The sequence below is a fragment of the Paraburkholderia kururiensis genome (assembly GCF_034424375.1).
In the GTDB taxonomy this organism is placed as follows: Bacteria; Pseudomonadota; Gammaproteobacteria; order Burkholderiales; family Burkholderiaceae; genus Paraburkholderia; species Paraburkholderia kururiensis_A.
Genome location: NZ_CP139965.1, coordinates 3649150 through 3673266, shown reverse-complemented (window position 1 = coordinate 3673266; position 24117 = coordinate 3649150). Strand labels below are relative to the sequence as shown.

Sequence of the window (24117 nt, the reverse complement as noted above, 5' to 3'; positions counted from 1 at the left end):
AACGGGAAGCCGGAGGACGAGGGCGCGGCGCGCGGCGCTACAGCAGGCCGTGCTGCTGAAGCTTCTTGCGCAGCGTGTTGCGGTTGATGCCGAGATACTCGGCGGCCAGCGACTGATTGCCGCCGGCCTGCTCGAGCACCACCTCGAGCATGGGTTTTTCGACGCACGAAATGACCATGTCGTAGACGTCGTGCGGGTTGGCGCCGTCGAGGTCCTGGAAGTACATCCCCAGGCTCTCGCGAACGCAATGTTCTATGTTGTGCTTGCTCATGCTGCCAGTCGATCGTTTGTTTCGGGCTCATCGCCGGCGCCTTCTTCGTCCACGTATTCGAGGCGCTCGGAAAACGCCTTCTGCGCGTCGAAGAATTCGTTGACGGCGGCGAGCTGCTCGCGCGTGGTGTCCAGCGTGTTCATGCGGTGCCGGAACGCCTGGGCGCCACGAAGGCCGCGAGTGTACCAGCCGATGTGCTTGCGCGCAGTACGAACGCCGGTGAATTCGCCGTAGAACGCGTAGTGGTCTTCGAGATGGCCGTTCATGATGCGCTGGATCTCCGCGACGCGCGGCGGCGGCAGCAACTCGCCGGTTGCGAGGAAATGGGCGATCTCGCGAAAGAGCCACGGGCGGCCCTGTGCGGCGCGTCCGATCATGATGGCGTCCGCGCCGGTGGCGGCCAGCACCTCGCGTGCCTTGCGCGGCGAAGTGATGTCGCCGTTCGCCACCACGGGAATGCGCGCGGCCGCCTTCACTGCGGCGATGGTCTCGTATTCGGCCTCGCCGTGATAGAGATCGGCGCGCGTGCGGCCGTGCACCGTGAGCATCGAAATGCCGGCCTCTTCGGCGATGCGCGCAATGGCGAGCGCGTTGCGGTTCTCGCGGTTCCAGCCGGTGCGGATCTTGAGCGTGACGGGCACGGCATCCGCCCCTACGCCCACGGCATTCACTACGGCCGACACGATGCGCGCGACGAGCGCCTCGTTTTGCAACAGCGCAGAACCGGCCGCGACGTTGCAGACCTTCTTGGCCGGGCAGCCCATGTTGATGTCGATGATCTGCGCGCCGTTGGCCACGTTGTAGCGCGCGGCCTCGGCCATCATGTCGGGGTCGGCGCCCGCTATCTGCACCGCGATCGGCTCGACCTCGCCCGCGTGGTTGGCGCGCCGCATGGTCTTCTCGCTTTTCCACAACTGGGCGTTCGAGGCCACCATTTCCGAGACCGCGTAACCCGCGCCGAGGTGCTTGCACAGCTGGCGGAACGGCCGGTCCGTGACGCCCGCCATCGGGGCGACGAACAGGTTGTTGCGCAGCGTGTGGCGGCCAAGCGTGAGCATGTCGAAGGGCAGGAACGAGCGCGCGTGCCGCGTCGCGGCATACGCAGGGTGCGAAGGGAAAACGCATATTTTAGCGTAACCGTCCCCGCGGACGACTCGCTCCCCGTATGACCCCCGGTCTAACCCCTTAAATCTTCTATGAAATCGTGCGCGGCTTGGACCGCCACGCTTTTGCGCAGCTAGCGGCGCTGGCCGAACATCATCTGCCTTGCGAGCGCGGTCTTCACGGGCGGGACGAACTCGAGCGCGGTCAACGCGAGGCCGCGCAGCGTGCCGAGCGCCGGCAGGTCGAACGTGAAGAGCCGCGCGAGCGTGTCGGTGGCGCTGATGGTCAGGCGTCGGTCGAGCGCGCGCCGCTGGCCGAACGAGGCCAGTGCGAGCGGCGTGGCGCCATGCTGCGACAACGCATCCGAAAGCGCATGCGCGTCGCGCAGACCCAGATTGAGCCCTTGACCCGCCACAGGGTGCAGCGTCTGGGCCGCATTGCCGACGGCCGCCACGCGTCCCTTCACGAGCGCATCCACTGCCGAAAGTCCGAGCGGGAAGGCCGCGCGTCCCGCGATGTGCGTGAAGTGTCCAAGGCGGCTGCCGAACGCGACTTCGAGTTCGGCGAGGAACGCTTCGTCGGAAAGCGCGCCGCGGCGCCGCGCTTCGTCGGGCGAGCAGCACCAGACGAGCGCGTAGTCGGCACCGCGCGCGCCGCCCATCGGCAGCAAGGCGATCGGCCCCTGGTTCGTGAACCGCTCCCACGCAACATGTGGCCGCGGCGCCGAGACAGTGACTGTGCCGACGATCGCCGTCTGTCCGTAGTCGCGCGTGCTCTTCGCGCTCGTCACGAGGCTGGCGGTTTCGCCCGACTCTCGCGGCTGGTAGAGCCCACCTTCCGCGTTCACGAGAATGCGCGTGCGCACGTTGCGTGCGCCATGCGCGTTTTCGATGGGCAGCGTGACGCCGTCGTATTCCTGCACGGGCGGCAGCGCGGACGTGGAGCGCAGCCAGTGCACCGGCGTGTCGCGCACGCACGCGGCCAGCGCCTGCACGATGGACCCATACCGCACCACGTAGCCGAGAGCCGGCAGATCGTGCTCGGTCCGGTCGATCAGCGTGCGGCCGAAGTGTCCGCGCTGCGAGACGTGAATGCGATGGATGGCCGTGGCGTCCGCCGGCCAGGCGAGCGGTTCAAGCAGCATGCGGCTGCCTTCCGATACGGCGATGGCGCGCGGGTCGGTGGCCGAGTCTTCGGGTTCGCGCGCGTCGATCAGCGCGATCTTGAGTTCGCGCGTGGCGCTGCGCCGCGCGAGCCAGCCCGCGAGCGCAAGGCCAACCGGGCCCGCGCCTACGATGGTCACGTCGAAATCGAACGGCGTGGCTGCGGTGATGTGCGTCGGCCCTGTCGATGAAGTTGCCATGTCAGCGGTTTGCACCTGGGCGGGGCGAGCCGGCCCTGCGGTTCGGGAGACTGCGTTCATTTCGTGTCCGTACCGGTTGCTTCTCTCAGGCGGGCGTCGCGTTCGGACGCGCCCGCACGTCATGCTGTCCGTGCTGGTTCGTGCAGCTCACGCGGGCGCGCGTGCTTCGCGCATCAGCGCTTCGATCTCGTCGGCTTCCACCGGCACGTCGCGCGTGATGAGTTCACAGCCGTGTTCGGTGACGATCGCGTCGTCCTCGATGCGAATGCCGATGTCCCAGTAGCGTTCCGGCACGTCTTCGGCGGCGCGCACATAAAGGCCCGGTTCGATCGTGAGCGTCATCGCGGGACGCAGCGTGCGCCACGGCGGCGCGGCGTCCGACTGGGCATCGGCGGCCGCGGCCCGTTCGCGGTAGTCGCCGCAATCGTGCACGTCCATGCCGAGCCAATGCCCGGTGCGGTGCATGTAGAAGCGCGTGTACGCACGCTCGGCGATGACGTCGTCCACCGACGAAAACTGCGTGCGGTCGATGATGCCCGTGTCGAGCAGCCCTTGCGCGAGCACGCGCACGGCCGCCTCGTGCGGCGCGTCGAAGCTGACGCCGGCGCGGGTGGCGTCGATGGCCGCCTTCTGGGCCGCCAGCACGATTTCGTAGAGTTCGCGCTGGGCTGGCGTGAAGCGGCCGCTCGCGGGAAAGGTGCGCGTGATGTCCGACGCGTAGCCGTCCAGCTCGCAGGCCGCGTCGATCAGCACGAGGTCGCCTTCGCGTGCAATCGCGTTGCCCGCCGGATAGTGGAGCACGCAGGCATTGGCGCCCGCCGCGACGATCGAGCCGTAGGCCGGCGCCTGTGCGCCGTGCTTGCGGAACGTGTAGAGCAGTTCGGCCTCGATCTCGTACTCGCGCATGCCGGGCCGGCACGCGGCCATCGCGCGACAGTGCGCGGCCGCCGAAATACGCGCGGCGCGCCGCATGATGTCCAGTTCGTGCGCGTCCTTGAAAAGACGCATGTCGTCGAGCAGCGGCAGCAGGTCGTGCGCTGCCGTGGGCGCCGTCACGCCGCTGCGGCCCTGGGCGCGCACGGCGTCGAGCCAGCGGCGCACCTGCTCGTCGAGCGCGGCGGATGAGGCGAGCGCATAGTGCAGCGCCGGTTTGCCGGCCAGGATGCGCGGCAGCTGCGTGTCGATTTCGTCGGACGCGAAGGCTGCGTCGAATCCGAATGTCGTGCGCGCCGCGTCGGGGCCGTACCGGAAGCCTTCCCAGGTTTCGCGCTCGACGTTCCTTGCGCGGCAGAACAGGATGGCGGCGGGCTCGCCGGCTGCGGCGCTCGCGTCGAGCACGAGAAGCGCTTCGGGTTCCGAGAAGCCGGTCAGGTAATAGAAGTAGCTGTCGTGCCGGTAGGCGTAGTCCGTGTCGCGATTGCGCAGCACTTCGGGCGCCGTCGGCACGATGGCCACCCCGCCGCCCATGGCCCGCAGCGCGGCGAGCACGCGCTCGCGGCGGCCGCGGTAGACGTCGATGGCGGGCGCGTCAGCGGCAGGGCGGTGCAGGGAGGAATCGGTCGGCTGGTCCATCGCGAGATTGTAGCGCCCAATCCGCAGACGTTCCCGGCCGCCGCGCCCGCAGGTATGCGTGGCGGGCAAGGCGCGGCACGCTCGACACGCACCGCGGGCGCCGGACTTGCGCCATGTTGCAATCCGTCCACAGCCATATGGCCATCGGCCGTTCGCCGGACGCGCCCTTCGTCTGGATCGCCGAAAACCAACGTATACTTTCGCGGACCCCAGAATTCCAGAAAAGGCAGGCAGGTGTGATGAAACTCATCGGTTCGCTCGGCAGCCCGTTCGTGCGCAAGGCTCGAATCGTGCTCGCCGAAAAGAAGATCGACTACAAGCTGGTGCTCGAAAACGTCTGGGTGCCGGAAACCACCATTCACGACTTCAATCCGCTCGGCAAGGTGCCCTGTCTCGTGATGGAAGACGGCGAGGCCGTGTTCGATTCCCGCGTGATCTGCGAATACGTGGATACGCTCTCGCCCGTGGGCAAACTCATTCCGCAGTCGGGCCGCGAGCGCGTCGAAGTGCGTTGCTGGGAAGCGCTGGCCGACGGCATGCTGGACGCCGCCGTGCTGATTCGCCTCGAAGGCACGCAGCGCACGCCGGAGCAGCGCAGCGACAGCTGGCTCGCGCGCCAGCAGCGCAAGATCGATGAAGGGCTCGTCGCCATGTCGCAAGGGCTGGGCAGCAAGACCTGGTGCGCGGGCACGCACTATTCGCTCGCGGACATCGCGCTCGGCTGCGCGCTCGGCTATCTCGACTTCCGCATGCCGGAACTCGACTGGCGCGACCAGTACCCGAACCTCGACAAGCACTTCGCCAAGCTCTCGCTGCGCCAGTCGTTCATCGACACGGTGCCTTCCAACTAAGCGCAAAACGCGCTTTCACGCGCGGTCATCTTCTCAGGCGTTCGCCGCCGCGAAGGTGACCGTGACGGTCACGCCGCGCCCGTCCGGGCCGGCGCCTAATTCGATCTCTCCACGGTGGGCCTGCACGATCTCGCGGACGATGGCGAGGCCGAGGCCCGTTCCTTCGGTGTCCGTCGCCGCGCGGTAGAACGGCTCGAACACGCGGCTGCGCGCCTCGGCGGGAATGCCGGGGCCGTTGTCGCAGACGGTCAACACGACGCGGCCGTCCGCGCGCTTGACGGCCACTGTCACGTGACCGCCGCGCTGCGTGTAACGAATCGCGTTTTCCGCGAGATTCGAAACCAGCGCGGCCAGCAGCGCGCGATGTCCCATCACGCATGCCGGGCCATGCAGTTCCACGCCCAGGTCGATCTCGCGTGTCTGCGCGAGCAGCGCAAGTTCTTCCACCACTTCGGTGGCGAGCGCGCTCAGGTCCACGTTCTGGCTCGCCAGCTGCGAGTAGTCCGCTGATTCGGCCTGCGCGAGCAGCAGCAGCTTGTTCGTGAGACCCACCATCGACTGGTTGCTTCGATGCATCGCGGCCAGCACTTCCGCGAGTTCCGGCTCGATGCTGCGCCGCTGCCGCGCGAACTGAAGCTGCGTGCCGAGCAGCGTGAGCGGCGTGCGCAGCTGATGCGCGGCGTCGGCGATGAAGCGCCGCTGCGTCGCGACCTGCAAGCCGAGCCGCGCGATGCACTGGTTGATCGCATCCACGATGGGCCGCAGTTCGGTGTGCAGCCGCTCCACGCGCAGCGGCGCAAGTTGCATCGGATCGCGGTCGGCCACGTCGTCTTTCACCTTCATGAGCGGCCGCAGTTCGAACGTGAGTCCGATGCAAGCCAGCGCGACCGCCAGCACGATCATCTCGATCTGCCGGATCAACTGGGGCCGCCATACGGCTTGCACCATGGCGTCGCGCGAGCGCGTCGTCTTGCCCACGAGAATCTGCACGCGGCGCGTCGCGCCGTTGTCGTACATGAGCCGCACGAGCGACACCGCGCGCACGCGCTGGCCGCGCAGCGTGGCGTCGAACCATTGCGGCTCGGTGGCCGGGTCGGCCACGCCGCCGCTTGCGGAAGGGAAGTCCGGCAGGCCCGCGAGCAGCCGGCCGTCTTCCAGACGCACGCTGTAGAACACCTGGTCGCCGTAGGGCGAGGCGAACACTTCGATGGCGGCGGGCGGCATGTCGACCATGAGCGCACCGTCCGCCCATTCCACTTCGCCCGAGATCATGCGTGCCGAGGCGACGAGCAGATTGTCCTGCACGAGGTCGGCGGTGTGGCGCGCGTTGTCGTGCTCCGTTTTCGCGGTCACGAACACGTAGAGCGCGAGCGGCAGCAGCAGCCACCACAAAAGACGCACGCGCAGGCTATTGGTCATCGTTACTGCTCATCGTCTTTCTTGCGCAGCAGGTAGCCGAGGCCGCGCAGCGTGACGATGGCGGCGGAGCTGCCGTCCAGCTTCTTGCGCAGGCGCGAGATGTAGATTTCGACGGCGTCTTCGCTGGGCTCGTCGGCGAGCGTGAAGATGGCGTCCATGAGCGCCGCCTTCGAGACGGTCTTGCCGAGCCGCAGGATCAGCGTTTCGAGCACCGTGCGTTCGCGCGGCGTCACCGCAAGCGGGGTGCCCTTCAGCGTGAACTGGCGTGTGTCGATATCGAAGGCGAGGTCGCCGCAGGTCACGTCGCCGGCCTTGGTGGGTGCCTGGCGGCGAATCAGCACCTTGATGCGTGCCACGAGTTCGCGCACCTCGAACGGCTTCACGAGGTAGTCGTCCGCGCCGAGTCCAAGCAGCTCGACCTTTTCGTCGATCGACCCGCTCGCCGTGAGGATCATGACCGGCGTTTCGTCGCCGCGCTGGCGCATGCGGCGCAGCACGTTCTTGCCCGAGAGCTTCGGCAGGTTCAGGTCGAGCAGCACCACGTCGTAGCGGTTCGTGCGCAGCAGCTGGTCGGCGGCGTCGCCGTCCTGCACGGCGTCGAGCGCGAACGCGTCCTGCTCCAGCGTTTTGGCGAGCCAGTGCGAAAGCGTGGGATTGTCTTCGATGAGCAGCAGCTTCATGGGGCAGCAGCGGGCGAGCCGCACGGATCAGGCCGTCGATTGTGCCGCAAATCGGCGGCTTTGCAATGCGGCCCACGAGCCTCGCGCAGGGCGGCGCGCGGCATTGCGGGTTAACACGAATGCTTGTCGCCGCGGGCCGATAGCTGGCAGAAGGTTTCGCATTTTTATAATCCGCCTCACGCCTAGCTTAAGACCAGGCCCAGAAAGGACCGCGCCAACGCAAGGCTGAACCCGAGACCAAAACCGGGGCGAAGCACAAGGCGGTCCGCCCAACCAAGGAGACTTTCTTCATGCGTACCCTGCGTAAAGTGGCTGCCCTGTCGAGTTTTGCCGCGCTGGCCTTCGCGCTTGCCGCGGCCCCGGCGCCGGCCTCGGCCGATTCCTCGAAGATCACGATCATGGTGGGCGGCGCGACCAAGATCATCTATCTGCCGGCCAAGCTCACCGAGCAGCTCGGCTACTTCAAGGAAGAAGGGCTCGACGTCGAGATCCAGTCGCAGCCCGCCGGCGTCGACGCGGAAAACGAACTGCTCGCAGGCGCCGTGCAGGGCGTGGTGGGTTTCTACGATCACACCATCGACCTGCAGAGCAAGGGCAAGGAAGTCGAAGCGCTCGTGATCTTCGGCCAGGTGCCGGGTGAAGTGGAAATGGTGGCGACCAAGGCCGCCGGCAGCCTGAAGAGCATGGCCGACGTGAAGGGCAAGACGCTGGGCGTGACGGGCCTCGGTTCGTCCACGAGCTTTCTCACGCAGTACCTCGCGCAGCGCGCCGGCGTGCCGTCCACGCAATACACGCTGCTGCCCGTGGGCGCTGACGCGAGCTTCATCGCCGCGATCAAGCAAAGCCGCATCGACGCGGGCATGACGACCGAGCCCACCGTCTCGCAACTGCTGAAGACCGGCGACGCGAAGGTGCTGGTCGACATGCGCACGCTCGACGGCACGCGCGCGGCGCTGGGCGGCACGTATCCGGCGTCGAGCTTCTACGTGCAGCGCGCGTGGGCCGAGTCGCACAAGGACGAAGCCGCGAAGCTCGCGCGTGCCTTCGTGAAGACGCTGAACTTCATCGCGACGCACAGCGCCGACGAAATCGCCGACAAGATGCCGAAGGACTACTACGGCAACAACCGCGACCTCTACGTGGGCGCGCTGAAGGCGTCGCTGCCCATGTTCACGAAGGACGGCAAGATGCCCGCCGACGGTCCCGACACGGTGCTGAAGGTGCTCTCGTCGTTCAGCCCCTCGGTGAAGGGCAAACATATCGATCTGGCGCGCACTTACACGAACGAGTTCGTCTCGTCGGTGAAGACCGCCGCGAAATAACCGGCGCATGAGTCACCCATGGCGGTCATGACAACAGCGGAACTGCAAGCGATGAATCGACCTGTATCCCCCTCAACGAACGGCTCGCCGACGGGCTCGCCGGCCATCGAGCTGCGCAACGTCTCGTGCCGCTTCATCAGCCCCGATGGCAAGGCGACCATCGCGTTGCGCGACTTCACCATGTCGGTGGCGCGCGGCGAGTTCGTTGCGGTCGTCGGGCCCACGGGCTGCGGCAAGTCCACGACATTGAGCATGATCACGGGTCTGCTCAAGCCCACCACGGGCGAAGTGCGCGTGATGGGCCAGCCCGTGAACGGCATCGACCCGCGCATCGGCTTCGTGTTCCAGGCCGACGCCGTGTTCCCGTGGCGCTCGGTGCTCGACAACGTCGCGGCGGGACCGCTCTTTCGCGGCCGTTCGAAGTCGGCGGCTTACGACGAAGCCAACGAATGGCTGCGTCGCGTGGGCCTCGACAAGTTCGGCAAGCACTACCCGCATCAGCTGTCGGGCGGCATGCGCAAGCGCGTGGCGCTCGCGCAGACCTTCATCAACAAGCCGGAAATCCTGCTCATGGACGAGCCGTTCTCCGCGCTCGACATGCAGACCCGCACGCTGATGCAGGACGAACTGCTGCAACTGTGGTCGGCGAATGCGGGTTCGGTCGTGTTCGTCACGCACGATCTGGAAGAGGCGATTGCGCTGGCCGACCGCGTGTTCGTGCTGACGGCACGTCCGGCCACGCTCAAGAAGGTGTACGAGATCGACCTGCCGCGTCCGCGCATCACCTCCGAGGTGCGCTACGACCCGCGCTTCATCGAAATCTCGCGGGACATCTGGCACGACCTGCGCGAAGAAGTGCAGATCGGGTAATCAACGCAAGCGGAGTACATCATGTCTACCCCTCAACAAGCGATGCCCGTGGGCATCGACGCCGCGGCGCTCGCCCAGGTCGAGCGCGTGGCCCAGCAGCGCATCCGGCGCCGCCACGCGCTCGTGATCGGTCTGCGCATTGCCGTGCTCGTCGTCGTGCTGGGCGGCTGGGAAGTGGCCGCACGGCTCAAGTGGATCGATCCGTTCTTCTTCTCCATGCCGTCGCAGATCTTCGCGCAGATCGTCGACTGGTTCGTCAACGGCACGTCGCAAGGGCCGCTCTTGACCCAGGTGTGGGTCACGCTGGAAGAGACCGGCCTCGGCTTTCTGATCGGTTCCGTGGCCGGCGTGTTCTGCGGCATCGTGCTGGGCCGCAACAAGCTGCTCTCCGACGTGTTCAGCATCTACATCAAGATCGCCAACTCGATTCCGCGCGTGGTGCTGGGTTCGGTGTTCGTGATCGCGCTGGGTCTCGGCATGGCGTCGAAGGTGGCGCTGGCGGTGGTGATGGTGTTCTTCGTCGTGTTCGCCAATGCGTTCCAGGGCGTGCGCGAAGCCGACCGCTACATGATCGCGAACGCGCAAATTCTCGGCGCCTCGCGCCGCCAGGTGACGACGGCGGTGGTGATTCCCTCGGCGCTCAGCTGGATTCTCGCGAGCCTGCACGTGAGCTTCGGCTTCGCGCTGGTCGGTGCCGTGGTGGGCGAGTTCCTGGGTTCGAAGCAGGGCATCGGTCTGCTGATTTCCACGGCGCAAGGCGCGTTCAACGCGAGCGGCGTGTTCGCGGCGATGATCGTGCTGGCGGTGGTGGCGCTTGCCGCGGATTATCTGCTGACCGCAATCGAGCAGCGTTTGCTGAAATGGCGGCCGATGGCGGTGTGAAGGCCATCTGACCGCGCCGCAAAAACATCAGGCGCGGCCCATGCTCCATCGCATCGGTCCGCGCCTTCAGCGTTATCCGTTCTTTCGCGTGGTTACGTCACGTTGACCACATTGCCCCGCTTCGGCGGGGCTTTTCTTTTGTGCGCAGGGTCGCGTGCGTCATGGCCTGCTACGCCGCCACTGCCGCTTCGAGTCGCGGCGTGAACGAGTCGCTGCGCGCCACCGGCCACCACTGTTCGTACAGCGAGTAGCGGTAGTTGCCGCTGAGCAGATCGCCCGGCTCCAGGTACTTGAGCAGTTGCGACATCAGCTGGACCTCGTGCGACGAGACGCGCCGCACGATGTGATGCGCGCGCAGTTCCGACGGATGCTTGAGGCCCGCGGCCTGCACGATTTCCTTGAGCGCGTGCAGCGTGTTGTGGTGGAAGTTGAATACGCGGTCGGCCTTGTCGGGCACGACGAGCGCGCGCTGGCGCACCGGGTCTTGCGTCGCGACGCCGGTCGGGCAGCGGCCCGTGTGGCAGGTCTGCGCCTGGATGCAGCCCACGGCGAACATGAAGCCGCGCGCGGAGTTGATCCAGTCCGCGCCGATGGCGAGTGTCTTCGCAATGTCGAATGCGGTAATCATCTTGCCGCTCGCGCCGATGCGGATTTTCTCGCGCAGCCCGCAACCCACCAGCGTGTTGTGCACGAGCAGCAGCCCTTCCTGAAGCGGCACGCCGATGTGATCCGTGAACTCGAGCGGTGCGGCGCCCGTTCCGCCTTCGGCGCCGTCCACCACGATGAAGTCGGGCAGGATGCCTGTTTCGAGCATCGCCTTGGCAATGCCGAAGAACTCCCAAGGATGACCGATGCAGAGCTTGAAGCCCGTCGGCTTGCCGCCCGAGAGCTTGCGCAGCCGCTCGACGAATTCGAGCAGCCCGCGCGGCGTCGAGAACTCGGAGTGCGTGGCGGGCGAGATGCAGTCGCGGCCCATCGGCACGCCGCGCGTCTCGGCAATTTCGGGTGTGATCTTCGCGGCGGGCAGCACGCCGCCGTGGCCCGGTTTGGCGCCCTGCGAGAGCTTCACTTCGATCATCTTCACCTGCGGGTCCGCGGCCTCGCGCGCGAACTTCTCGGCGTTGAAGGTGCCGTCGTCGTTACGGCAACCGAAATAACCCGAGGCGATTTCCCAGATGATGTCGCCGCCGTGTTCGCGGTGGTACTTCGAGAGCGAGCCTTCGCCCGTGTCGTGGGCGAAGCCGCCTTTCTTCGCGCCCAGATTGAGCGCGCGGATCGCGTTCGCGGAAAGCGAGCCGAAGCTCATGGCCGAGACGTTGAAGATGGAAAGCGCATAGGGCTGCTCGCGCTCCGGCCCGACGAGAATGCGGAAGTCGTGGTTGGGCAGTTGCGTCGGCATGAGCGAATGGCTGATCCATTCGTGACCGGCGGCGCGCACGTCGAGTTCGGTGCCGTAGGGGCGGCTGTCCACTTCGTTTTTCGCGCGCTGGTAGACGATGCTGCGCTGCTGGCGCGAGAACGGCTTTTCTTCGGTGTCGTCTTCGACGAAGTACTGGCGGATTTCGGGGCGGATGAACTCGAACGCGAAACGCAGATGGCCCCAGAGCGGGTAGTTGCGCAGGATCGCGTGGCGCTCCTGGGTGAGATCGGCCAGGCCGAGCGCGACGAGGAGCGCGGGAATCACGCTCCAGAACCAGGACAGGTGATGGAGCGCGGCGGCGGCAAGGCACGCGGCAAGCAGCAGCACGGCGCACCACATGGCCAGATAGCGTCGGGAAAACATACGGTCTCCTCGGGGTGAACGAAGGAGGCCGCCGCACTTCGTGTGCGGCGCGGCGGCCGGTTGTGCCCCGAATGATGCCGCAAGATGAAGGGCGCGGCTGTGAAACTCACTGATGCGCGAGACGGAATAGACGTCTAGCGAAAGGTGCCGAAAGGCGCGCGAAGGAATGCGAAGGATGAAGCCTGGCTGCGCGGCGAACGAGAACGGCGACCCTCGTTCGCGCGCGGTGCAGGCTTATCGCACGCCGAGCAGCGCCGCTTGCTGCGGCTCGCGCGCGGCGGGTTGCGGCGTGGGCTGCGCCGTCGCCGCGCTTTCGATGATGCCGCCGCCGAGGCACACGTCGCCGTCGTACAGCACAGCGGACTGGCCGGGCGTCACGGCCCATTGCGCTTCGGTGAAGCGCAGTTCGAAGGCGTCGTCGGCCTCGCCCGTATTGGCAGCCAAAGCGGGCAGCGCGTGGAAGACGCATGCCGCGTCGGCCTGGCGGTAGCGGGTTTTGGCGCCGCAGGCGTGGCCGTCCGCGGGCGACTCGCCGGCCACCCAGCTCACGTTGCCGGCGCGCAGCGTCTCCGAAAGCAGCCACGGATGATCGTGGCCCTGCACGACGTACAACGTGTTCGATGCAATGTCTTTGGCCGCCACGAACCAGGGCTCGCCGCTGCCGTCCTTGCTGCCGCCGAGGCCGATGCCCTTGCGCTGTCCGAACGTGTAGAACGCAAGGCCGATGTGCTCGCCCACCACCTTGCCTTCGGGCGTTTTCATGGGGCCGGGCTTCGTCGGCAGGTAGCGGTTCAGGAAGTCGCGGAACGGCCGTTCGCCGATGAAGCAGATGCCCGTGGAGTCCTTCTTCTTCGCGTTCGGCAGGCCGATCTGCGCCGCGATCTCGCGCACTTTCGTCTTCGGAATTTCGCCGAGCGGGAACATCGTCTTCGAAAGCTGTGCCTGGTTGAGGCGGTGCAGGAAGTACGACTGGTCCTTGGTGTGGTCCGTGGCCTTCAGCAGCTCGAAGCGGCCCTCGTTTTCGCGCACGCGCGCGTAGTGGCCCGTCGCGATGCGCTCGGCGCCGAGACTCATGGCGTGGTCGAGGAACGCCTTGAACTTGATCTCGGCGTTGCAGAGCACGTCCGGGTTCGGCGTGCGGCCCGCCGAGTACTCGCGCAGGAACTCCGCGAACACGCGGTCCTTGTATTCGGCGGCGAAGTTGACGGCCTCGACGTCGATGCCGATCAAGTCCGCTACCGACACGACGTCGATCCAGTCTTCACGCGTCGAGCAGTATTCGCTGTCGTCGTCGTCTTCCCAGTTCTTCATGAAAAGACCGACCACGTCGTATCCCTGCTCCTTGAGCAGCCATGCCGTGACCGACGAATCCACGCCGCCCGACATGCCCACTACGACTTTTTGTTTGCTCATGGCTTGCTGCCTGTTGCTGCTTGTTGGTGCTGCCGATTGATAGTGCCGATGGATCGTGCGGACCGGAGCCGCGGGTCGTGACCGTAGGTCATTGCCGCGCGGTGTTGCCAATCACTCGACTACGACCGCCCGAAGCCATCGCGCTTACGGGCGCTCCGGGCGCCGCGGCCCCACCGCGTGCGTGTGCACGAAATCGAGCGGGACGCGACGTCCCGCGAGGTAATCGTCGATGCAGCGCATGACGAGCGGGGTGCGATGCCGTTCGCCCGCCGCGCGCAGTTCGTCGGCGCTCATCCAGAGCGTACGGACGATGTCGGCATCGAGCGCGCGGTCTGCGAGCGCCTCGCCCGCCGTGCCGCAGAACGTGAAGCGCAGGTAGGTGGCGCCGCTTTCGTGCGGTTGGCCGAAGTGCGTCATGTACACGCCCACGAGCGCCTGCGGCACGAACGGATGCGCCGTTTCCTCGAGCGTTTCGCGAGTCACCGCATCGACGAGCGACTCGCCCGCCTCGAGATGCCCGGCCGGCTGGTTCAGCCGCAGTCCTTCGGACGTGTGCTCCTCGACAAGGAGAAAACGCCCGCCGCGCTCGACGATGGCCGCCACCGTAACGTGCGGGGCCCAGATTTCCGGTTCCATGGGCCGACATTTTACCGGTTGGCGCCGTGCCTCGCTTCGGGCCGCTTGCAGGGCCGAGTCAGGTCCGCAGCAGGCCCCCATCAGGCCCGCATCGGGCCAAAAACCAGGCCGAACGCGACCCGAAGCAAGCTCCAGGCACGCTCCAGACAGGCCCGAACCCGACCCGAAGCGGCGCGCACAGCCGGGATTGTGCCGATTACGGTTCGCCCCCCACTTTCGGGTAAAGTGGCGCGGTAGCCGCTGCACGAGAAGCCGGCGCACCGTGGCCGGCCCCTGTCTTCGCTTTATTCGCTTCATGAGCGCTTGATAAGCAATAAGAAGGAGGGTTCCAGGATGCATATCGGAGTGCCTGCCGAGACGCGGGCGAACGAAACCCGAGTGGCCGCGACGCCCGAGACGGTCAAGAAGTATGTGAGCCAGGGGCATCGCGTCACCGTGCAGGCGGGCGCCGGCACCGCCGCGAGCTTCACCGACGAGGCCTACGTTGCCGTCGGTGCCGAGATCACGGACGCGGCCACCGCCTTCGCCGCCGACCTCGTGCTCAAGGTGCAGTCGCCCTCCGTGAGCGAGCTGCCGTTCATGAAGCGCGGCGCCGTGCTCGTGGGCATGCTCGATCCGTTCAATGCCGCGAATGCCGCGCAGCTCGCCGAAGCGGGGCTCACGGCGTTCTCGCTGGAAGCCGCACCGCGCACCACGCGCGCGCAGAGCCTCGACGTGCTCTCGTCCCAGGCCAACATCGCCGGCTACAAGGCGGTGCTCGTGGCTGCCAGCGTCTACCCTCGCTTCATGCCCATGCTGATGACGGCCGCCGGTACGGTGAAGGCGGCGCGCGTGCTCGTGCTCGGCGCGGGCGTGGCGGGTTTGCAGGCCATCGCCACGGCGCGGCGGCTGGGCGCGGTGATCGAAGCGTCCGACGTGCGGCCCGCCGTGAAGGAGCAGATCGAGTCGCTGGGCGCGAAATTCCTCGATGTGCCCTACGAGACGCAGGAAGAGCGCGAGGCGGCCGAAGGCGTGGGCGGCTACGCGCGGCCCATGCCGCCGTCGTGGCTCGCGCGGCAATCGGCGCTCGTGCACGAACGCGCGCGCCAGGCCGACATCGTGATCAGTACCGCGCTGATTCCCGGCCGCGACGCCCCCACGCTCTTGCCCGCGCAGACGGTGGAGGCCATGAAGCCGGGCTCGGTCGTGGTAGACCTTGCAGCGGGTCGCGGCCCCGTGGCCGATCAAGCCACCGGCCGCCGCGGCGGCAACTGCCCGCTCACCGTGGCCGACGAGGTGGTGACGAAGCACGGCGTGACGATCGTGGGCTACACGAACCTGGCGGCAATGGTGGCGGCGGACGCGTCTTCGCTCTACGCGCGCAACCTGCTCGACTTCCTGAAGCTGATCGTCACGAAGGAAGGCACGCTCAACATCGATCTCGCGGACGACATCGTCGCGGCCACGCTGCTGGCCCGCGACGGCGCCGTCACGCGCAAGGCATGAGGAGAACAGCGGCGATGGAAGTCATCAACCATACGGTCATCAATCTCATCATCTTCGTGCTGGCGGTCTACGTGGGCTATCACGTGGTGTGGAACGTCACGCCCGCGCTGCACACGCCGCTCATGGCAGTCACCAACGCGATCTCGGCCATCGTGATCGTGGGCGCCATGCTCGCCACGGCGCTCACGGTGGGCGGCGCCGGCAAGTTCTTCGGCACGCTTGCCGTGTTGCTCGCGGCCGTGAACGTGTTCGGCGGCTTTCTGGTGACAAGGCGAATGCTGGAGATGTTCCGGAAGAAAGAACCCAGGAAGCAGGGCGGCGCCACCGGCAAGGAGGGCGCATGATGGGGCTGAACTTCGTGAGCATGAACGTGGTGACGCTGCTCTACCTGCTGGCCTCGGTGTGCTTCATCCAGGCGCTCAAGGGGCTGTCCAATCCGAAGAGCGCGCGGGCCGGCAACCTGTTCGGCATGGTGGGCATGGCCATCGCCATCCTCACCACCATCGCGCTGATCGTGAAGCAGGCCGGCTACCTGGGTTCGAACCTCGGTCTCGGCCTTGGGCTGTTGTTCGGTGCGCTCGTGGTGGGCGGTGCGATTGGCGCCTATGTGGCCGCGCGCGTCGAAATGACGAAGATGCCCGAACTCGTGGCGGCCATGCACTCGCTGATCGGTCTCGCTGCCGTGTGCATCGCATATGCGGTCGTGGCGGAACCGGCCGCCTTCGGTCTGGGCGCCGAGGACGCGCCGTATGCGGGCTTCCTGCCCTACGGCAACCGCATCGAACTCTTCATTGGCACGTTCGTGGGGGCGATCACGTTCTCAGGTTCGGTGATCGCGTTCGGCAAGCTCTCGGGCAAGTACAAGTTCCGGCTCTTCCAGGGCGCGCCGGTCGTGTATGCGGGCCAGCATCTGCTGAACCTCATGCTCGCCATCGCGATGGTCGGCTTCGGCGTGATCTTCTTTCTCACGCAATCGTGGCTGCCGTTCATCATCATGACGGTGATCGCATTCGCGCTCGGCGTGCTCATCATCATCCCGATCGGCGGGGCGGACATGCCCGTCGTGGTGTCGATGCTCAACTCGTACTCGGGCTGGGCCGCGGCGGGCATCGGCTTCTCGCTCAACAACGCGATGCTGATCATTGCGGGGTCGCTGGTGGGGTCGTCGGGCGCGATTCTCTCGTACATCATGTGCCATGCGATGAACCGCTCGTTCTTCAACGTGCTGCTGGGCGGCTTCGGCGCGGAGCCGGGCGCGGCTGCGGCGGGCGGCGCGCAGGAACAGCGGCCGGTGAAGTCGGGTTCGGCCGAAGACGCGTCGTTCATGCTCGGCAACGCGGAAACGGTGGTGATCGTGCCGGGCTACGGGCTCGCGGTCGCCCGCGCGCAGCACGCGTTGAAGGAGCTCACCGACAAGCTCATCGAAAAGGGCATCGACGTGCGCTACGCCATTCACCCCGTGGCGGGCCGCATGCCGGGGCACATGAACGTGCTGCTCGCCGAAGCCGAGGTGCCCTACGACCTCGTCTTCGAGATGGACGACATCAACAACCAGTTCGGCCAGACCGACGTGGTGCTGGTGCTCGGCGCGAACGACGTGGTGAACCCCGCGGCGAAGAACGATCCGAAGTCGCCGATTGCGGGCATGCCGATCATCGAGGCGTACAAGGCGCGCACGGTCATCGTCAACAAGCGGTCGATGGCGGCGGGCTACGCCGGTCTCGACAACGAGCTGTTCTATATGGACAAGACGATGATGGTATTCGGCGACGCGAAGAAGGTGATCGAGGACATGGTGAAGTCGGTGGAGTAGTCCACGTCGACGTTGACGTCGGCGTCATGAGCGCGCGCCGTCACCGCGACGGCGCGTTCACCACGCGCAGATAGTCCGCGAGGCGCCGGCCGCTCATGTCGGGAAAGTGCTCGTGCACGGCCACGCCCTTCATGCGCGCGATGTCGAAGTTGCGGAAGTCCTCGCGCAATTCGCACCAGGCGCCCACCGTCCAGCGCCCGCCCCAGTAGACGAGACCGAGCGGCCACACGCGCCGCTCGGTCTGTGCGCCCAGCCGGTCCTCGTAGCCGAAGCTCACCACGAGCCGCGTATCCACGGCGCGATGCAGCGTGTCCACCTTCTTCGAAAACTCGCCGTCGATATGAAACGACGGCACGAACACGGCGAGCCGTTCGAGCGCTGCGCGCTTGTCGGCCGGCATGGCCGAGGCGATTTTCGCGAGCGCGCTGCGGGCACCGCCCGCGAGGCCCGCGCCGCCCCACGTTTCGAGCATCCGCGCGCCGGTGGCGAGCGCCGCGAGTTCGTCGGCGGTGAACATGAGTGGCGGCAGGCTCGCCGCTCGCGAGAGCCGGTAGCCGATGCCCGCTTCGCCTTCGATCGGCACGCCCGAAAGCTGCAGGTCGCGCACGTCGCGATACACGGTGCGCGCCGACACGTTGAGCCATTCGGCCAGCTGCTGCGCAGTCGTGAGCCGCCGGCCGCGCAGCAGCTCGGCGATCTGGAACAGGCGGTCGGCGCGACGGGTCATCGTGGCGGGTGCGGTGGGTGGAATGCGGCGATCATAGCGCGCACGGCAACGGCGGCGAACCGCTCGTGCCGTGCTTTCTTCGCTTAAGCCAGCTTGAGCGAATGCAGTCCGACGCGGTTGCCTTCGGTATCGATGAAGTAGCCGATGTAGCCGTAGTTGTTCGGCAGCTCGATAGCCGGCCCCTGCTTCTTGCCGCCCGCACGCTCCACGCGCTCGAGCGCCGCCGTCACCGTGGGCTTTGCGTTGAGGTAGACCAGCACGCCGTCGTTGTCGGGTTTCTGCTGCTGCGGGTTGAACACGATGCAGCCGCCGGTGTCGGCTTCGCCGCGGCCGAAGATGGCCATCGGAATGCCGCTCACCACTTCGCGCCGCAGTTCGACGTCGAGCGCGGCTTCGTAGAAACGGGTGGCGCGGTCGAAGTCCACGGCCGGAATGTCGAACCAGGCGATGACGCGCGATTGATCTGCTGACATGACACGCTCCTTGATTGTCGGTAAGTCCTGAAGGCGCCGGATGGCGTGATGGAAGTGTGCGGGGCCGCTGCTGACAGCGTTCTGTCAGTAGCTTTGCTGGGCCGAGTGAAAGAGCGGGCTTGAAAACGGCTTTAACGAACCGCCTGCCGCGCGGCGCTTGACGTGCAACCTCATGGTTGCATAATGGACGCCGACGGCAAGCCTGCACGCGCATCGTCGTGCGCATCTGCGAACACAGAAGCGGCAGGCCGCGAGAGACGAACGAGGACTTCAATCGACGTATGGACGCCGTATTCAAGGCGCTGGCAGACCCGACGCGCCGTCAGCTGCTCGACCTGCTGCACGCGCGCAATGGACAAACGCTGGGCGAACTCTGCGAGGGCCTCGCGATGACGCGCCAGGCCGTGAGCAAGCACCTGGCGCTACTGGAAGAAGCGAATCTGGTGGCGACCGCCTGGCGCGGTCGCGAAAAGCTGCATTACCTGAATCCGGTGCCGATCCACGAGATTGCGGAGCGCTGGATCGGCAAGTTCGAACGCGACCGGCTGCGCGCGCTGCACGACCTCAAGCGTGGGCTCGAGGCGCGCGCCGACGCGGGGGATGAGGGCGAACGGGAAGGGTGATGAACGCGTGATGCCGGCTACCGTGGCCTGAAACGCTGCCGAGGAATGGTCGCTGCGCCGCGGAACCGCCCGTTGCGGCTCAGCGCAAGTTCAACCCCCGCTGGCTTCTCCGCCGTCTTCGCCCGGCGCGGCGGCGTTCGGCCGTTGCCGCACGCTGCCCGCGATCAGGTCGAAGCGGAACAGCCGGCATTCGAGCGCGCCGTTGAAGAGCGGCGTCTTGGCCGATTCGCGCAGCCGCAGCTGACCGGGAAGCTTGCGGTCCGACGTGAGGAAGAACGCGTGCCAGCCCGTGAAGCGCTGCTTGAGCGCGTCGCCGATAGCGTGGAAGAACTCGCTGTCCGGCGCATCGGGCTGGGCGCGGCGAAAGCCTTCGTCGTCGTAGGCATCACGCTCGGACCGGCGGCCGGTGTCGCGAATCTCGCCGCGCGGGCCGCGGCCCCTCACTTCGATCCGCTCGCCATAGGGCGGGTTCGCCACGAGGATGCCGGGCGTGTCGGTGGGCGGCGTCATGGCGCGCGCATCGATCTGCTTGAGCGGCATCGCCGGCAGACCCGCGCGCTCGATGTTCGCCCGCGCCTTGTCCAGCATGTCGCCCGAAATGTCGCTGCCGTAGATCTGCAGATTCGCGCGGGCGCCGCGGGCGGCGCGCCTCGCGTCCATGGCCGCGACCTTCAGCGTCTGCCATGCCGTGATGTCGTACTGCTTGAGCTTTTCGAAACCGAAACGGCGGTCCACGCCGGGCGCGATGTTGAGCGCGATCTGTGCCGCCTCGGCGAGGAACGTGCCGCTGCCGCACATCGGGTCGTAGAGCGGCGTGCCCGGCGTCCAGCCGGTGAGGCGCAGGATGCCCGCGGCCAGGTTTTCGCGCAGCGGCGCCGCGCCCTTGTCGAGCCGCCAGCCGCGCTTGAAGAGCGGCTCGCCCGAGGTATCGAGATACAGCGTGCACTCGGCGGCCGTGAGGAATGCGAAGACGCGCACGTCGGGCACGGCGGTATCGATGCTCGGGCGCGCGCCGCTCACTTCGCGCAGGCGGTCGCAGACCGCGTCCTTCACGCGCAGCGTCGCGAATTCCAGGCTGCGCAGCGGCGACTTGATCGCCGTGATGTCGACGCGCAACGTCTCGTTGGCCGAAAACCACTGTTCCCAGCGCTGCTCGTGCGCGAAGTTGTAGATGTCGTGCTCGTTGCGGTACGGCTGCTGTGCGATCTTGAGCAGCACGCGGCTCGCGATGCGCGAGTGCAGGTTAACGGCCATGCCGGCCGACCAGTCGCCGCGGAAATGCACGCCGCCCGGCACGTCGCTGCCCGGTTGCAGGGCGCCGGCGCGCAGATGGCGCGAGCCGATCTCGGCAATTTCGGCGGCGAGGGCGGCTTCGAGACCGCGCGGACAGGGAACGAAGAAATCGAAAGACATGAGGAGGGCGGAACGCTGCGGGGAAGGCGCTATTGTACGCGGTCGGGTTTGGGCGGCCGGCCGCTTCGTGTGGGCGTCATGCTTTGTTGCGCGGCATTGCGGCTGCCGTCGCTTCTACAGCTTCCGCCGCGGCGGCACCGGTTCGGCTTGCGCGTTGTGCCGCGCGAAACGGCGCCGCCTGATGGCGTCAACTGCCCGAGCCAACAGCCGCGGACGAACCGACCGAAGCGGCAACCGGCGACATTGCCGTGGCGGGGCAGGGCACGAGAGGCGCAGCCGACGCCGCGCTGGTCCCCGCCGCTGACGCCGTTCGCGCCGCCGTCGCCCGGGAGGCGCTTTTGCCCGCACCCGCACTCGCGGTCGCACCCGTACCCGTACCCGTACCCATATCCGCTGCCCGCGGCAGCGCCGCGAGCGACTGCACGCCGCCCGCAATGGCCGCGGCGATCGCCTGCACCGCGCGGCGATGGCCGTCCACGAGGGCGTCGTAGCCGCTTGCCACCGGTACGCTCGCCACGCTGCGGCACGTCATGACGGCGCGGCTGCCCACCGGCCGCACGCTCCACACGGCGTCGATCAGCGCATGCGAGCCAGGCCACGATTCGAAGCGATGCACGTTGACGCTCACGCGATACACCGGCACGCCTTCGGGATACGGCGCGCCGTAGACGTCGATGGTGCCGAGCCGCTGCGCGAGGTCGCCCGAAAGCGCGCGCCGCACTTCGTCGCCGGGCAGCGACGCCCAGCGTTGCTCTTCGAGCACGCTCACCTCGTTCGCGTCTTTCTGCACGACGAGCTGGTTGCGCGCCACCTGCGACGGCATGTCGACCGGCGCCACTTCGATCAGCAGCGCAGGATTGGCGGCGGGCGCTGTTGTGCGCTGAGCCGTGCCGGCGCCGGCATCGGTCGCCGCACTGAGCGTATAGAAACGGCTGGGCGGCGACGAAGAGCACGCGGCGAGCGTGGCCAGCATCGTGAGCGCGATGGCGGCGGCCAGCGCGCGAGGCAGGGTACGACGCGGTACGTTTTTCATGGTTTGTCTCCCGGCTTGCCGCGCAGCAGCGATTCGGGGTGGCGTTCGAGGTAATCGGACAGCGCGTTGAGCGACTGCAGCGTGCGCGTGAGTTCCTGCAGCGCCTGGTGCACGTCGGACTGCAGCGGCGAGTCTTGCTGGAGCGTGGCTTCGGCGGCGCCGAAGGTCTGCTTCGCGGCCGAGAGCGTGTCGCGCGCCTGCGGCACCACTTCGGTGTCGAGCCGCGAGAACAGACGGTCGGCGTTCTTGAGCGCGCTGTTGAGGTTGGTGCCGATCTGGTCGAACGGCACCTTGTCGAGCTTCCTCGCGATGTCGGCCACCTGCAGTTGCAGTTCGTCGAGCGTATTCGGAATGGTGGGCAGCTCGATGGGTTCGCGCGTGACGTCCACGGTGGCGGGGGGGCGCCTTCGGGAACAGGTCGAGCGCGACGTAGAGCTGGTTGGTGAGCAGGTTGCCCGTGCGCAGCTGGCCGCGCAGGCCGTGCTTCACCAGCGTCTTCAGCATCTCGCTCGCCTCGGGCGTGCTTTGCATCGGCATCTGGTTGCGCGAGTGGCGGCGCAGGCGGTCGGGGTAGAGGTCCATCGTGACCGGCATCGTGAACTCGTGCGTCTTCGGATCGTAGTCGACGCCGATGTCGGTCACCTGGCCCAGCACGATGCCGCGGAAGTCGACGGGCGCGCCCACCGACAGGCCGCGCAGCGACTGGTTGAAGTTCATCACGACGCGCACCGGAATGCCGTCGGGCTCGCGCATCGCGTCGCTCTCGTCGGCGCCGAGCCGGAACATCGTGCCGTTGGGCGCGTTGGGGCCCGCGGCCTGGCCGGGCGGCGCCTGGAATGCGAGGCCGCCCACGATCACCGTGGCGAGCGACTGCGTGTTGAGCTTGAGGCCGCTGGCGTCGAGCCGCAGGTCCACGCCGCTTGCATGCCACCAGCGCGTGTTGGTGCCCACGTACTGGTCGTAGGGCGCGGAGACGAACACTTGCACCGTGACGCCCGTACCGCCCTTGTCCAGCGAAAAGCCCGTGACCTGGCCCACCTGCACGCGGCGATAGAAGATGGGCGAGCCGATGTCGATGGAGCCGAGCGAGTCGCCGTGCAGCGTGTATTGGTGGCCCTTCTGGTCGATGGTGACGGGCGGCGGGGTTTCGAGGCCGACGAAATTCGTTTCGCTTTCGCTGGAGCGGCCCGCATCCACGCCGATGTAGGCGCCCGAAAGCAGCGTGCCGAGCCCGGACACGCCCGTCGTACCCACGCGCGGACGCACGATCCAGAAGCGGCTGTCCTTTACCGCGAAGTTCTCGGCTTCCTTGGTGAGTTCCACCTGCACCAGCACGTGCGAGAGATCTTTCGACAGCCGGATCGATTTCACCGATCCGATGTTGACGTCCTTGTACTTGACCTGGGTCTTGCCGGGCTCCAGCCCTTCGGCGCTCACGAAGCTGATCGTGATGTTGGGCCCTTGCGCGAGCACGGACTTCACGACGAGCGCCACGCCGATCAGCGCGGCGAGCAGCGGCACGATCCAGACGAGCGAAGGCAGCCAGCGGCGGGGCGGCTCGACGTCGGGGTCCGGAAGCTCGGGCGGCATAGCGGGCGGCACAGACGCGCCGGCTCCGTGTGCGGGGCGCGGGTCCTGTGGCTCGCCTGGTTCCGGCGGCGTGGGTCCTTGCGTGCTGTTCATGAAGCAGGATCCTCTGGTGAGGGTGATTGTTTGTTTTTGGTTGGCGAGGCCGGCGCGGACGACACTGAGCCCGCCCACGGCCCGTCTTCCTCGACCGCGTCCCAGATCAGGCGCGGGTCGAACTGCATCGAGGCGATCATGGTGAGAATCACGACCGAGCCGAATGCCAGCGCGCCGGGCCCCGCCGTAATGACCGCCAGCGACTGGAAGCGCACCAGCGCCACGGTCATGGTGACCACGAAGACGTCCAGCATCGACCATCGACCGATGAACTCGACGATGCGGTAGAGCCGCACGCGTTCGTTGGGCCGCCACGCGGAGCGGCGCTGCGCGGTGAGCGTGAGCAGCGTGAGCACCGACAGCTTGAGCATGGGCACCACGATGCTCGCCACGAACACGATTACGGCGAGCGGCCATTCGCCCGAGGTCCAGAAGTAGACCACGCCGCTCATGATCGTGTTGTCGTCGCTGCCTACGAGCGAGGACGTATGCATGATGGGCAGCAGGTTGGCCGGAATGTAGAGGATAGCGGCGGCGGCGAGCAGCGCCCAGGTGCGCATGAGGCTGTCGGGATTGCGCCGGTGCAGCACCGCGTCGCAGCGCGAGCAATGCTGTTTGCCGACGGAGCGCAGCCAGGGCTGCACGCGCCCGCACGCATGGCACGAAACGAGGCCGGCACGCCTGGCCGTGACGTATTTCAT

General features: G+C 67.1%; 21 protein-coding genes and 2 pseudogenes. 8 read left to right on the top strand and 15 right to left on the bottom strand.

Annotated elements, in window-relative coordinates:
• Nucleotides 1–37: 37 nt before the first annotated feature.
• The 4 genes from U0042_RS16345 to U0042_RS16330 form a co-directional block, all read right to left on the bottom strand.
• Nucleotides 38–271: a Fis family transcriptional regulator gene (locus U0042_RS16345; RefSeq protein WP_114813332.1), complete on the bottom strand. Its 234-nt coding sequence runs from the start codon at nucleotides 269–271 to the stop codon at nucleotides 38–40.
• Complete coding sequence (dusB, locus tag U0042_RS16340) at nucleotides 268–1329, bottom strand: tRNA dihydrouridine synthase DusB (RefSeq protein WP_114813334.1); 1062 nt, start codon at nucleotides 1327–1329, stop codon at nucleotides 268–270. The genes U0042_RS16345 and dusB overlap by 4 nt, the downstream gene beginning before the upstream one ends.
• Nucleotides 1330–1508: 179 nt before the next feature.
• A complete protein-coding gene (locus U0042_RS16335; RefSeq protein ID WP_114813336.1) occupies nucleotides 1509–2738 on the bottom strand; it encodes a UbiH/UbiF/VisC/COQ6 family ubiquinone biosynthesis hydroxylase in 1230 nt (409 codons plus the stop codon).
• A 147-nt stretch (nucleotides 2739–2885) separates the two neighbouring features.
• On the bottom strand, nucleotides 2886–4310 hold the full coding sequence (locus U0042_RS16330) for an aminopeptidase P N-terminal domain-containing protein (protein WP_114813424.1): 1425 nt from the start codon (nucleotides 4308–4310) through the stop codon (nucleotides 2886–2888).
• 239 nt (nucleotides 4311–4549) lie between these two features.
• Here U0042_RS16330 and U0042_RS16325 point away from each other — a divergent pair, with 239 nt between their 5' ends.
• Nucleotides 4550–5161, top strand: coding sequence for a glutathione S-transferase C-terminal domain-containing protein (locus U0042_RS16325; RefSeq protein WP_114813338.1), 612 nt, complete (start codon nucleotides 4550–4552; stop codon nucleotides 5159–5161).
• A 33-nt stretch (nucleotides 5162–5194) separates the two neighbouring features.
• Here the strand turns inward: U0042_RS16325 and U0042_RS16320 are convergent, their stop codons facing one another.
• Both U0042_RS16320 and U0042_RS16315 read right to left on the bottom strand, forming a co-directional pair.
• Nucleotides 5195–6580 carry a sensor histidine kinase gene (locus U0042_RS16320; RefSeq protein WP_114813340.1) on the bottom strand — a complete coding sequence of 462 codons (1386 nt, stop codon included), beginning with the start codon at nucleotides 6578–6580 and terminating at the stop codon, nucleotides 5195–5197.
• A gap of 2 nt (nucleotides 6581–6582) precedes the next feature.
• Nucleotides 6583–7260, bottom strand: coding sequence for a response regulator (locus U0042_RS16315; protein WP_114813343.1), 678 nt, complete (start codon nucleotides 7258–7260; stop codon nucleotides 6583–6585).
• A gap of 290 nt (nucleotides 7261–7550) precedes the next feature.
• Between U0042_RS16315 and U0042_RS16310 the strand changes: the two genes are divergently transcribed.
• The 3 genes from U0042_RS16310 to U0042_RS16300 are packed head-to-tail and all read left to right on the top strand — an operon-like array spanning nucleotide 7551 to nucleotide 10334.
• Nucleotides 7551–8582 carry an ABC transporter substrate-binding protein gene (locus tag U0042_RS16310; protein ID WP_114813345.1) on the top strand — a complete coding sequence of 344 codons (1032 nt, stop codon included), beginning with the start codon at nucleotides 7551–7553 and terminating at the stop codon, nucleotides 8580–8582.
• Between the two features lie 51 nt (nucleotides 8583–8633).
• A complete protein-coding gene (locus tag U0042_RS16305; RefSeq protein ID WP_114813427.1) occupies nucleotides 8634–9452 on the top strand; it encodes an ABC transporter ATP-binding protein in 819 nt (272 codons plus the stop codon).
• A gap of 21 nt (nucleotides 9453–9473) precedes the next feature.
• Nucleotides 9474–10334 (top strand): ABC transporter permease, encoded by an 861-nt coding sequence (locus U0042_RS16300; RefSeq protein WP_114813347.1) that lies wholly within the window; start codon nucleotides 9474–9476, stop codon nucleotides 10332–10334.
• A 169-nt stretch (nucleotides 10335–10503) separates the two neighbouring features.
• Here U0042_RS16300 and U0042_RS16295 read toward each other — a convergent pair whose 3' ends face one another.
• The 3 genes from U0042_RS16295 to U0042_RS16285 all read right to left on the bottom strand — a co-directional run bounded on the left by U0042_RS16295 (nucleotide 10504) and on the right by U0042_RS16285 (nucleotide 14166).
• Entirely contained in the window at nucleotides 10504–12117 is a 1614-nt protein-coding gene (locus U0042_RS16295; protein ID WP_114813349.1) for an FMN-binding glutamate synthase family protein, read from the bottom strand.
• A gap of 234 nt (nucleotides 12118–12351) precedes the next feature.
• Nucleotides 12352–13530: a tRNA 2-thiouridine(34) synthase MnmA gene (gene mnmA / locus U0042_RS16290; protein ID WP_114813351.1), complete on the bottom strand. Its 1179-nt coding sequence runs from the start codon at nucleotides 13528–13530 to the stop codon at nucleotides 12352–12354.
• 144 nt (nucleotides 13531–13674) lie between these two features.
• The gene (locus U0042_RS16285) at nucleotides 13675–14166 is read right to left on the bottom strand and encodes an NUDIX hydrolase (protein WP_114813353.1); all 492 of its coding nucleotides are present in this window, start codon (nucleotides 14164–14166) and stop codon (nucleotides 13675–13677) included.
• Nucleotides 14167–14499: 333 nt separating this feature from the next.
• Here U0042_RS16285 and U0042_RS16280 point away from each other — a divergent pair, with 333 nt between their 5' ends.
• The 3 genes from U0042_RS16280 to U0042_RS16270 are packed head-to-tail and all read left to right on the top strand — an operon-like array spanning nucleotide 14500 to nucleotide 17464.
• Nucleotides 14500–15651, top strand: coding sequence for a Re/Si-specific NAD(P)(+) transhydrogenase subunit alpha (locus U0042_RS16280; protein WP_114813355.1), 1152 nt, complete (start codon nucleotides 14500–14502; stop codon nucleotides 15649–15651).
• A gap of 14 nt (nucleotides 15652–15665) precedes the next feature.
• Nucleotides 15666–15995 carry an NAD(P) transhydrogenase subunit alpha gene (locus U0042_RS16275; RefSeq protein WP_114813357.1) on the top strand — a complete coding sequence of 110 codons (330 nt, stop codon included), beginning with the start codon at nucleotides 15666–15668 and terminating at the stop codon, nucleotides 15993–15995.
• Nucleotides 15996–16009: 14 nt separating this feature from the next.
• Nucleotides 16010–17464, top strand: a complete 1455-nt coding sequence (locus U0042_RS16270) for an NAD(P)(+) transhydrogenase (Re/Si-specific) subunit beta (RefSeq protein WP_114813430.1) — start codon at nucleotides 16010–16012, stop codon at nucleotides 17462–17464.
• A gap of 40 nt (nucleotides 17465–17504) precedes the next feature.
• On the opposite strand, the gene U0042_RS16265 is transcribed toward U0042_RS16270, so the two are convergent.
• Both U0042_RS16265 and U0042_RS16260 read right to left on the bottom strand, forming a co-directional pair.
• Nucleotides 17505–18191 (bottom strand): helix-turn-helix transcriptional regulator, encoded by a 687-nt coding sequence (locus tag U0042_RS16265; RefSeq protein WP_017776993.1) that lies wholly within the window; start codon nucleotides 18189–18191, stop codon nucleotides 17505–17507.
• An 83-nt stretch (nucleotides 18192–18274) separates the two neighbouring features.
• Entirely contained in the window at nucleotides 18275–18664 is a 390-nt protein-coding gene (locus U0042_RS16260; protein WP_114813359.1) for a VOC family protein, read from the bottom strand.
• Between the two features lie 281 nt (nucleotides 18665–18945).
• Between U0042_RS16260 and U0042_RS16255 the strand changes: the two genes are divergently transcribed.
• Nucleotides 18946–19287 (top strand): ArsR/SmtB family transcription factor, encoded by a 342-nt coding sequence (locus U0042_RS16255; RefSeq protein WP_114813361.1) that lies wholly within the window; start codon nucleotides 18946–18948, stop codon nucleotides 19285–19287.
• Between the two features lie 90 nt (nucleotides 19288–19377).
• Here U0042_RS16255 and U0042_RS16250 read toward each other — a convergent pair whose 3' ends face one another.
• From U0042_RS16250 to U0042_RS16235, 4 genes and pseudogenes are all read right to left on the bottom strand, one after another.
• Nucleotides 19378–20700, bottom strand: coding sequence for a THUMP domain-containing class I SAM-dependent RNA methyltransferase (locus U0042_RS16250; RefSeq protein WP_114813363.1), 1323 nt, complete (start codon nucleotides 20698–20700; stop codon nucleotides 19378–19380).
• 187 nt (nucleotides 20701–20887) lie between these two features.
• Nucleotides 20888–21574: pseudogene (locus U0042_RS16245) on the bottom strand (PqiC family protein); the annotation flags it as partial.
• Nucleotides 21575–21729: 155 nt separating this feature from the next.
• A pseudogene (locus U0042_RS16240) lies at nucleotides 21730–23416 on the bottom strand (intermembrane transport protein PqiB).
• Entirely contained in the window at nucleotides 23413–24117 is a 705-nt protein-coding gene (locus U0042_RS16235; RefSeq protein ID WP_114813367.1) for a paraquat-inducible protein A, read from the bottom strand. The pseudogene U0042_RS16240 and the gene U0042_RS16235 overlap by 4 nt, the downstream one beginning before the upstream one ends.

Bases quoted from the DNA above. Each gene is read 5' to 3' on its own strand.
- U0042_RS16345 (WP_114813332.1), bottom strand. From the start codon at position 271: ATGAGCAAGCACAACATAGAACATTGCGTTCGCGAGAGCCTGGGGATG.
- dusB (WP_114813334.1), bottom strand. From the start codon at position 1,329: ATGCTCACGCTTGGCCGCCACACGCTGCGCAACAACCTGTTCGTCGCC.
- U0042_RS16335 (WP_114813336.1), bottom strand. From the start codon at position 2,738: ATGGCAACTTCATCGACAGGGCCGACGCACATCACCGCAGCCACGCCG.
- U0042_RS16330 (WP_114813424.1), bottom strand. From the start codon at position 4,310: ATGGACCAGCCGACCGATTCCTCCCTGCACCGCCCTGCCGCTGACGCG.
- U0042_RS16325 (WP_114813338.1), top strand. From the start codon at position 4,550: ATGAAACTCATCGGTTCGCTCGGCAGCCCGTTCGTGCGCAAGGCTCGA.
- U0042_RS16320 (WP_114813340.1), bottom strand. From the start codon at position 6,580: ATGACCAATAGCCTGCGCGTGCGTCTTTTGTGGTGGCTGCTGCTGCCG.
- U0042_RS16315 (WP_114813343.1), bottom strand. From the start codon at position 7,260: ATGAAGCTGCTGCTCATCGAAGACAATCCCACGCTTTCGCACTGGCTC.
- U0042_RS16310 (WP_114813345.1), top strand. From the start codon at position 7,551: ATGCGTACCCTGCGTAAAGTGGCTGCCCTGTCGAGTTTTGCCGCGCTG.
- U0042_RS16305 (WP_114813427.1), top strand. From the start codon at position 8,634: ATGAATCGACCTGTATCCCCCTCAACGAACGGCTCGCCGACGGGCTCG.
- U0042_RS16300 (WP_114813347.1), top strand. From the start codon at position 9,474: ATGTCTACCCCTCAACAAGCGATGCCCGTGGGCATCGACGCCGCGGCG.
- U0042_RS16295 (WP_114813349.1), bottom strand. From the start codon at position 12,117: ATGTTTTCCCGACGCTATCTGGCCATGTGGTGCGCCGTGCTGCTGCTT.
- mnmA (WP_114813351.1), bottom strand. From the start codon at position 13,530: ATGAGCAAACAAAAAGTCGTAGTGGGCATGTCGGGCGGCGTGGATTCG.
- U0042_RS16285 (WP_114813353.1), bottom strand. From the start codon at position 14,166: ATGGAACCGGAAATCTGGGCCCCGCACGTTACGGTGGCGGCCATCGTC.
- U0042_RS16280 (WP_114813355.1), top strand. From the start codon at position 14,500: ATGCATATCGGAGTGCCTGCCGAGACGCGGGCGAACGAAACCCGAGTG.
- U0042_RS16275 (WP_114813357.1), top strand. From the start codon at position 15,666: ATGGAAGTCATCAACCATACGGTCATCAATCTCATCATCTTCGTGCTG.
- U0042_RS16265 (WP_017776993.1), bottom strand. From the start codon at position 18,191: ATGACCCGTCGCGCCGACCGCCTGTTCCAGATCGCCGAGCTGCTGCGC.
- U0042_RS16260 (WP_114813359.1), bottom strand. From the start codon at position 18,664: ATGTCAGCAGATCAATCGCGCGTCATCGCCTGGTTCGACATTCCGGCC.
- U0042_RS16255 (WP_114813361.1), top strand. From the start codon at position 18,946: ATGGACGCCGTATTCAAGGCGCTGGCAGACCCGACGCGCCGTCAGCTG.
- U0042_RS16250 (WP_114813363.1), bottom strand. From the start codon at position 20,700: ATGTCTTTCGATTTCTTCGTTCCCTGTCCGCGCGGTCTCGAAGCCGCC.
- U0042_RS16235 (WP_114813367.1), bottom strand. From the start codon at position 24,117: ATGAAATACGTCACGGCCAGGCGTGCCGGCCTCGTTTCGTGCCATGCG.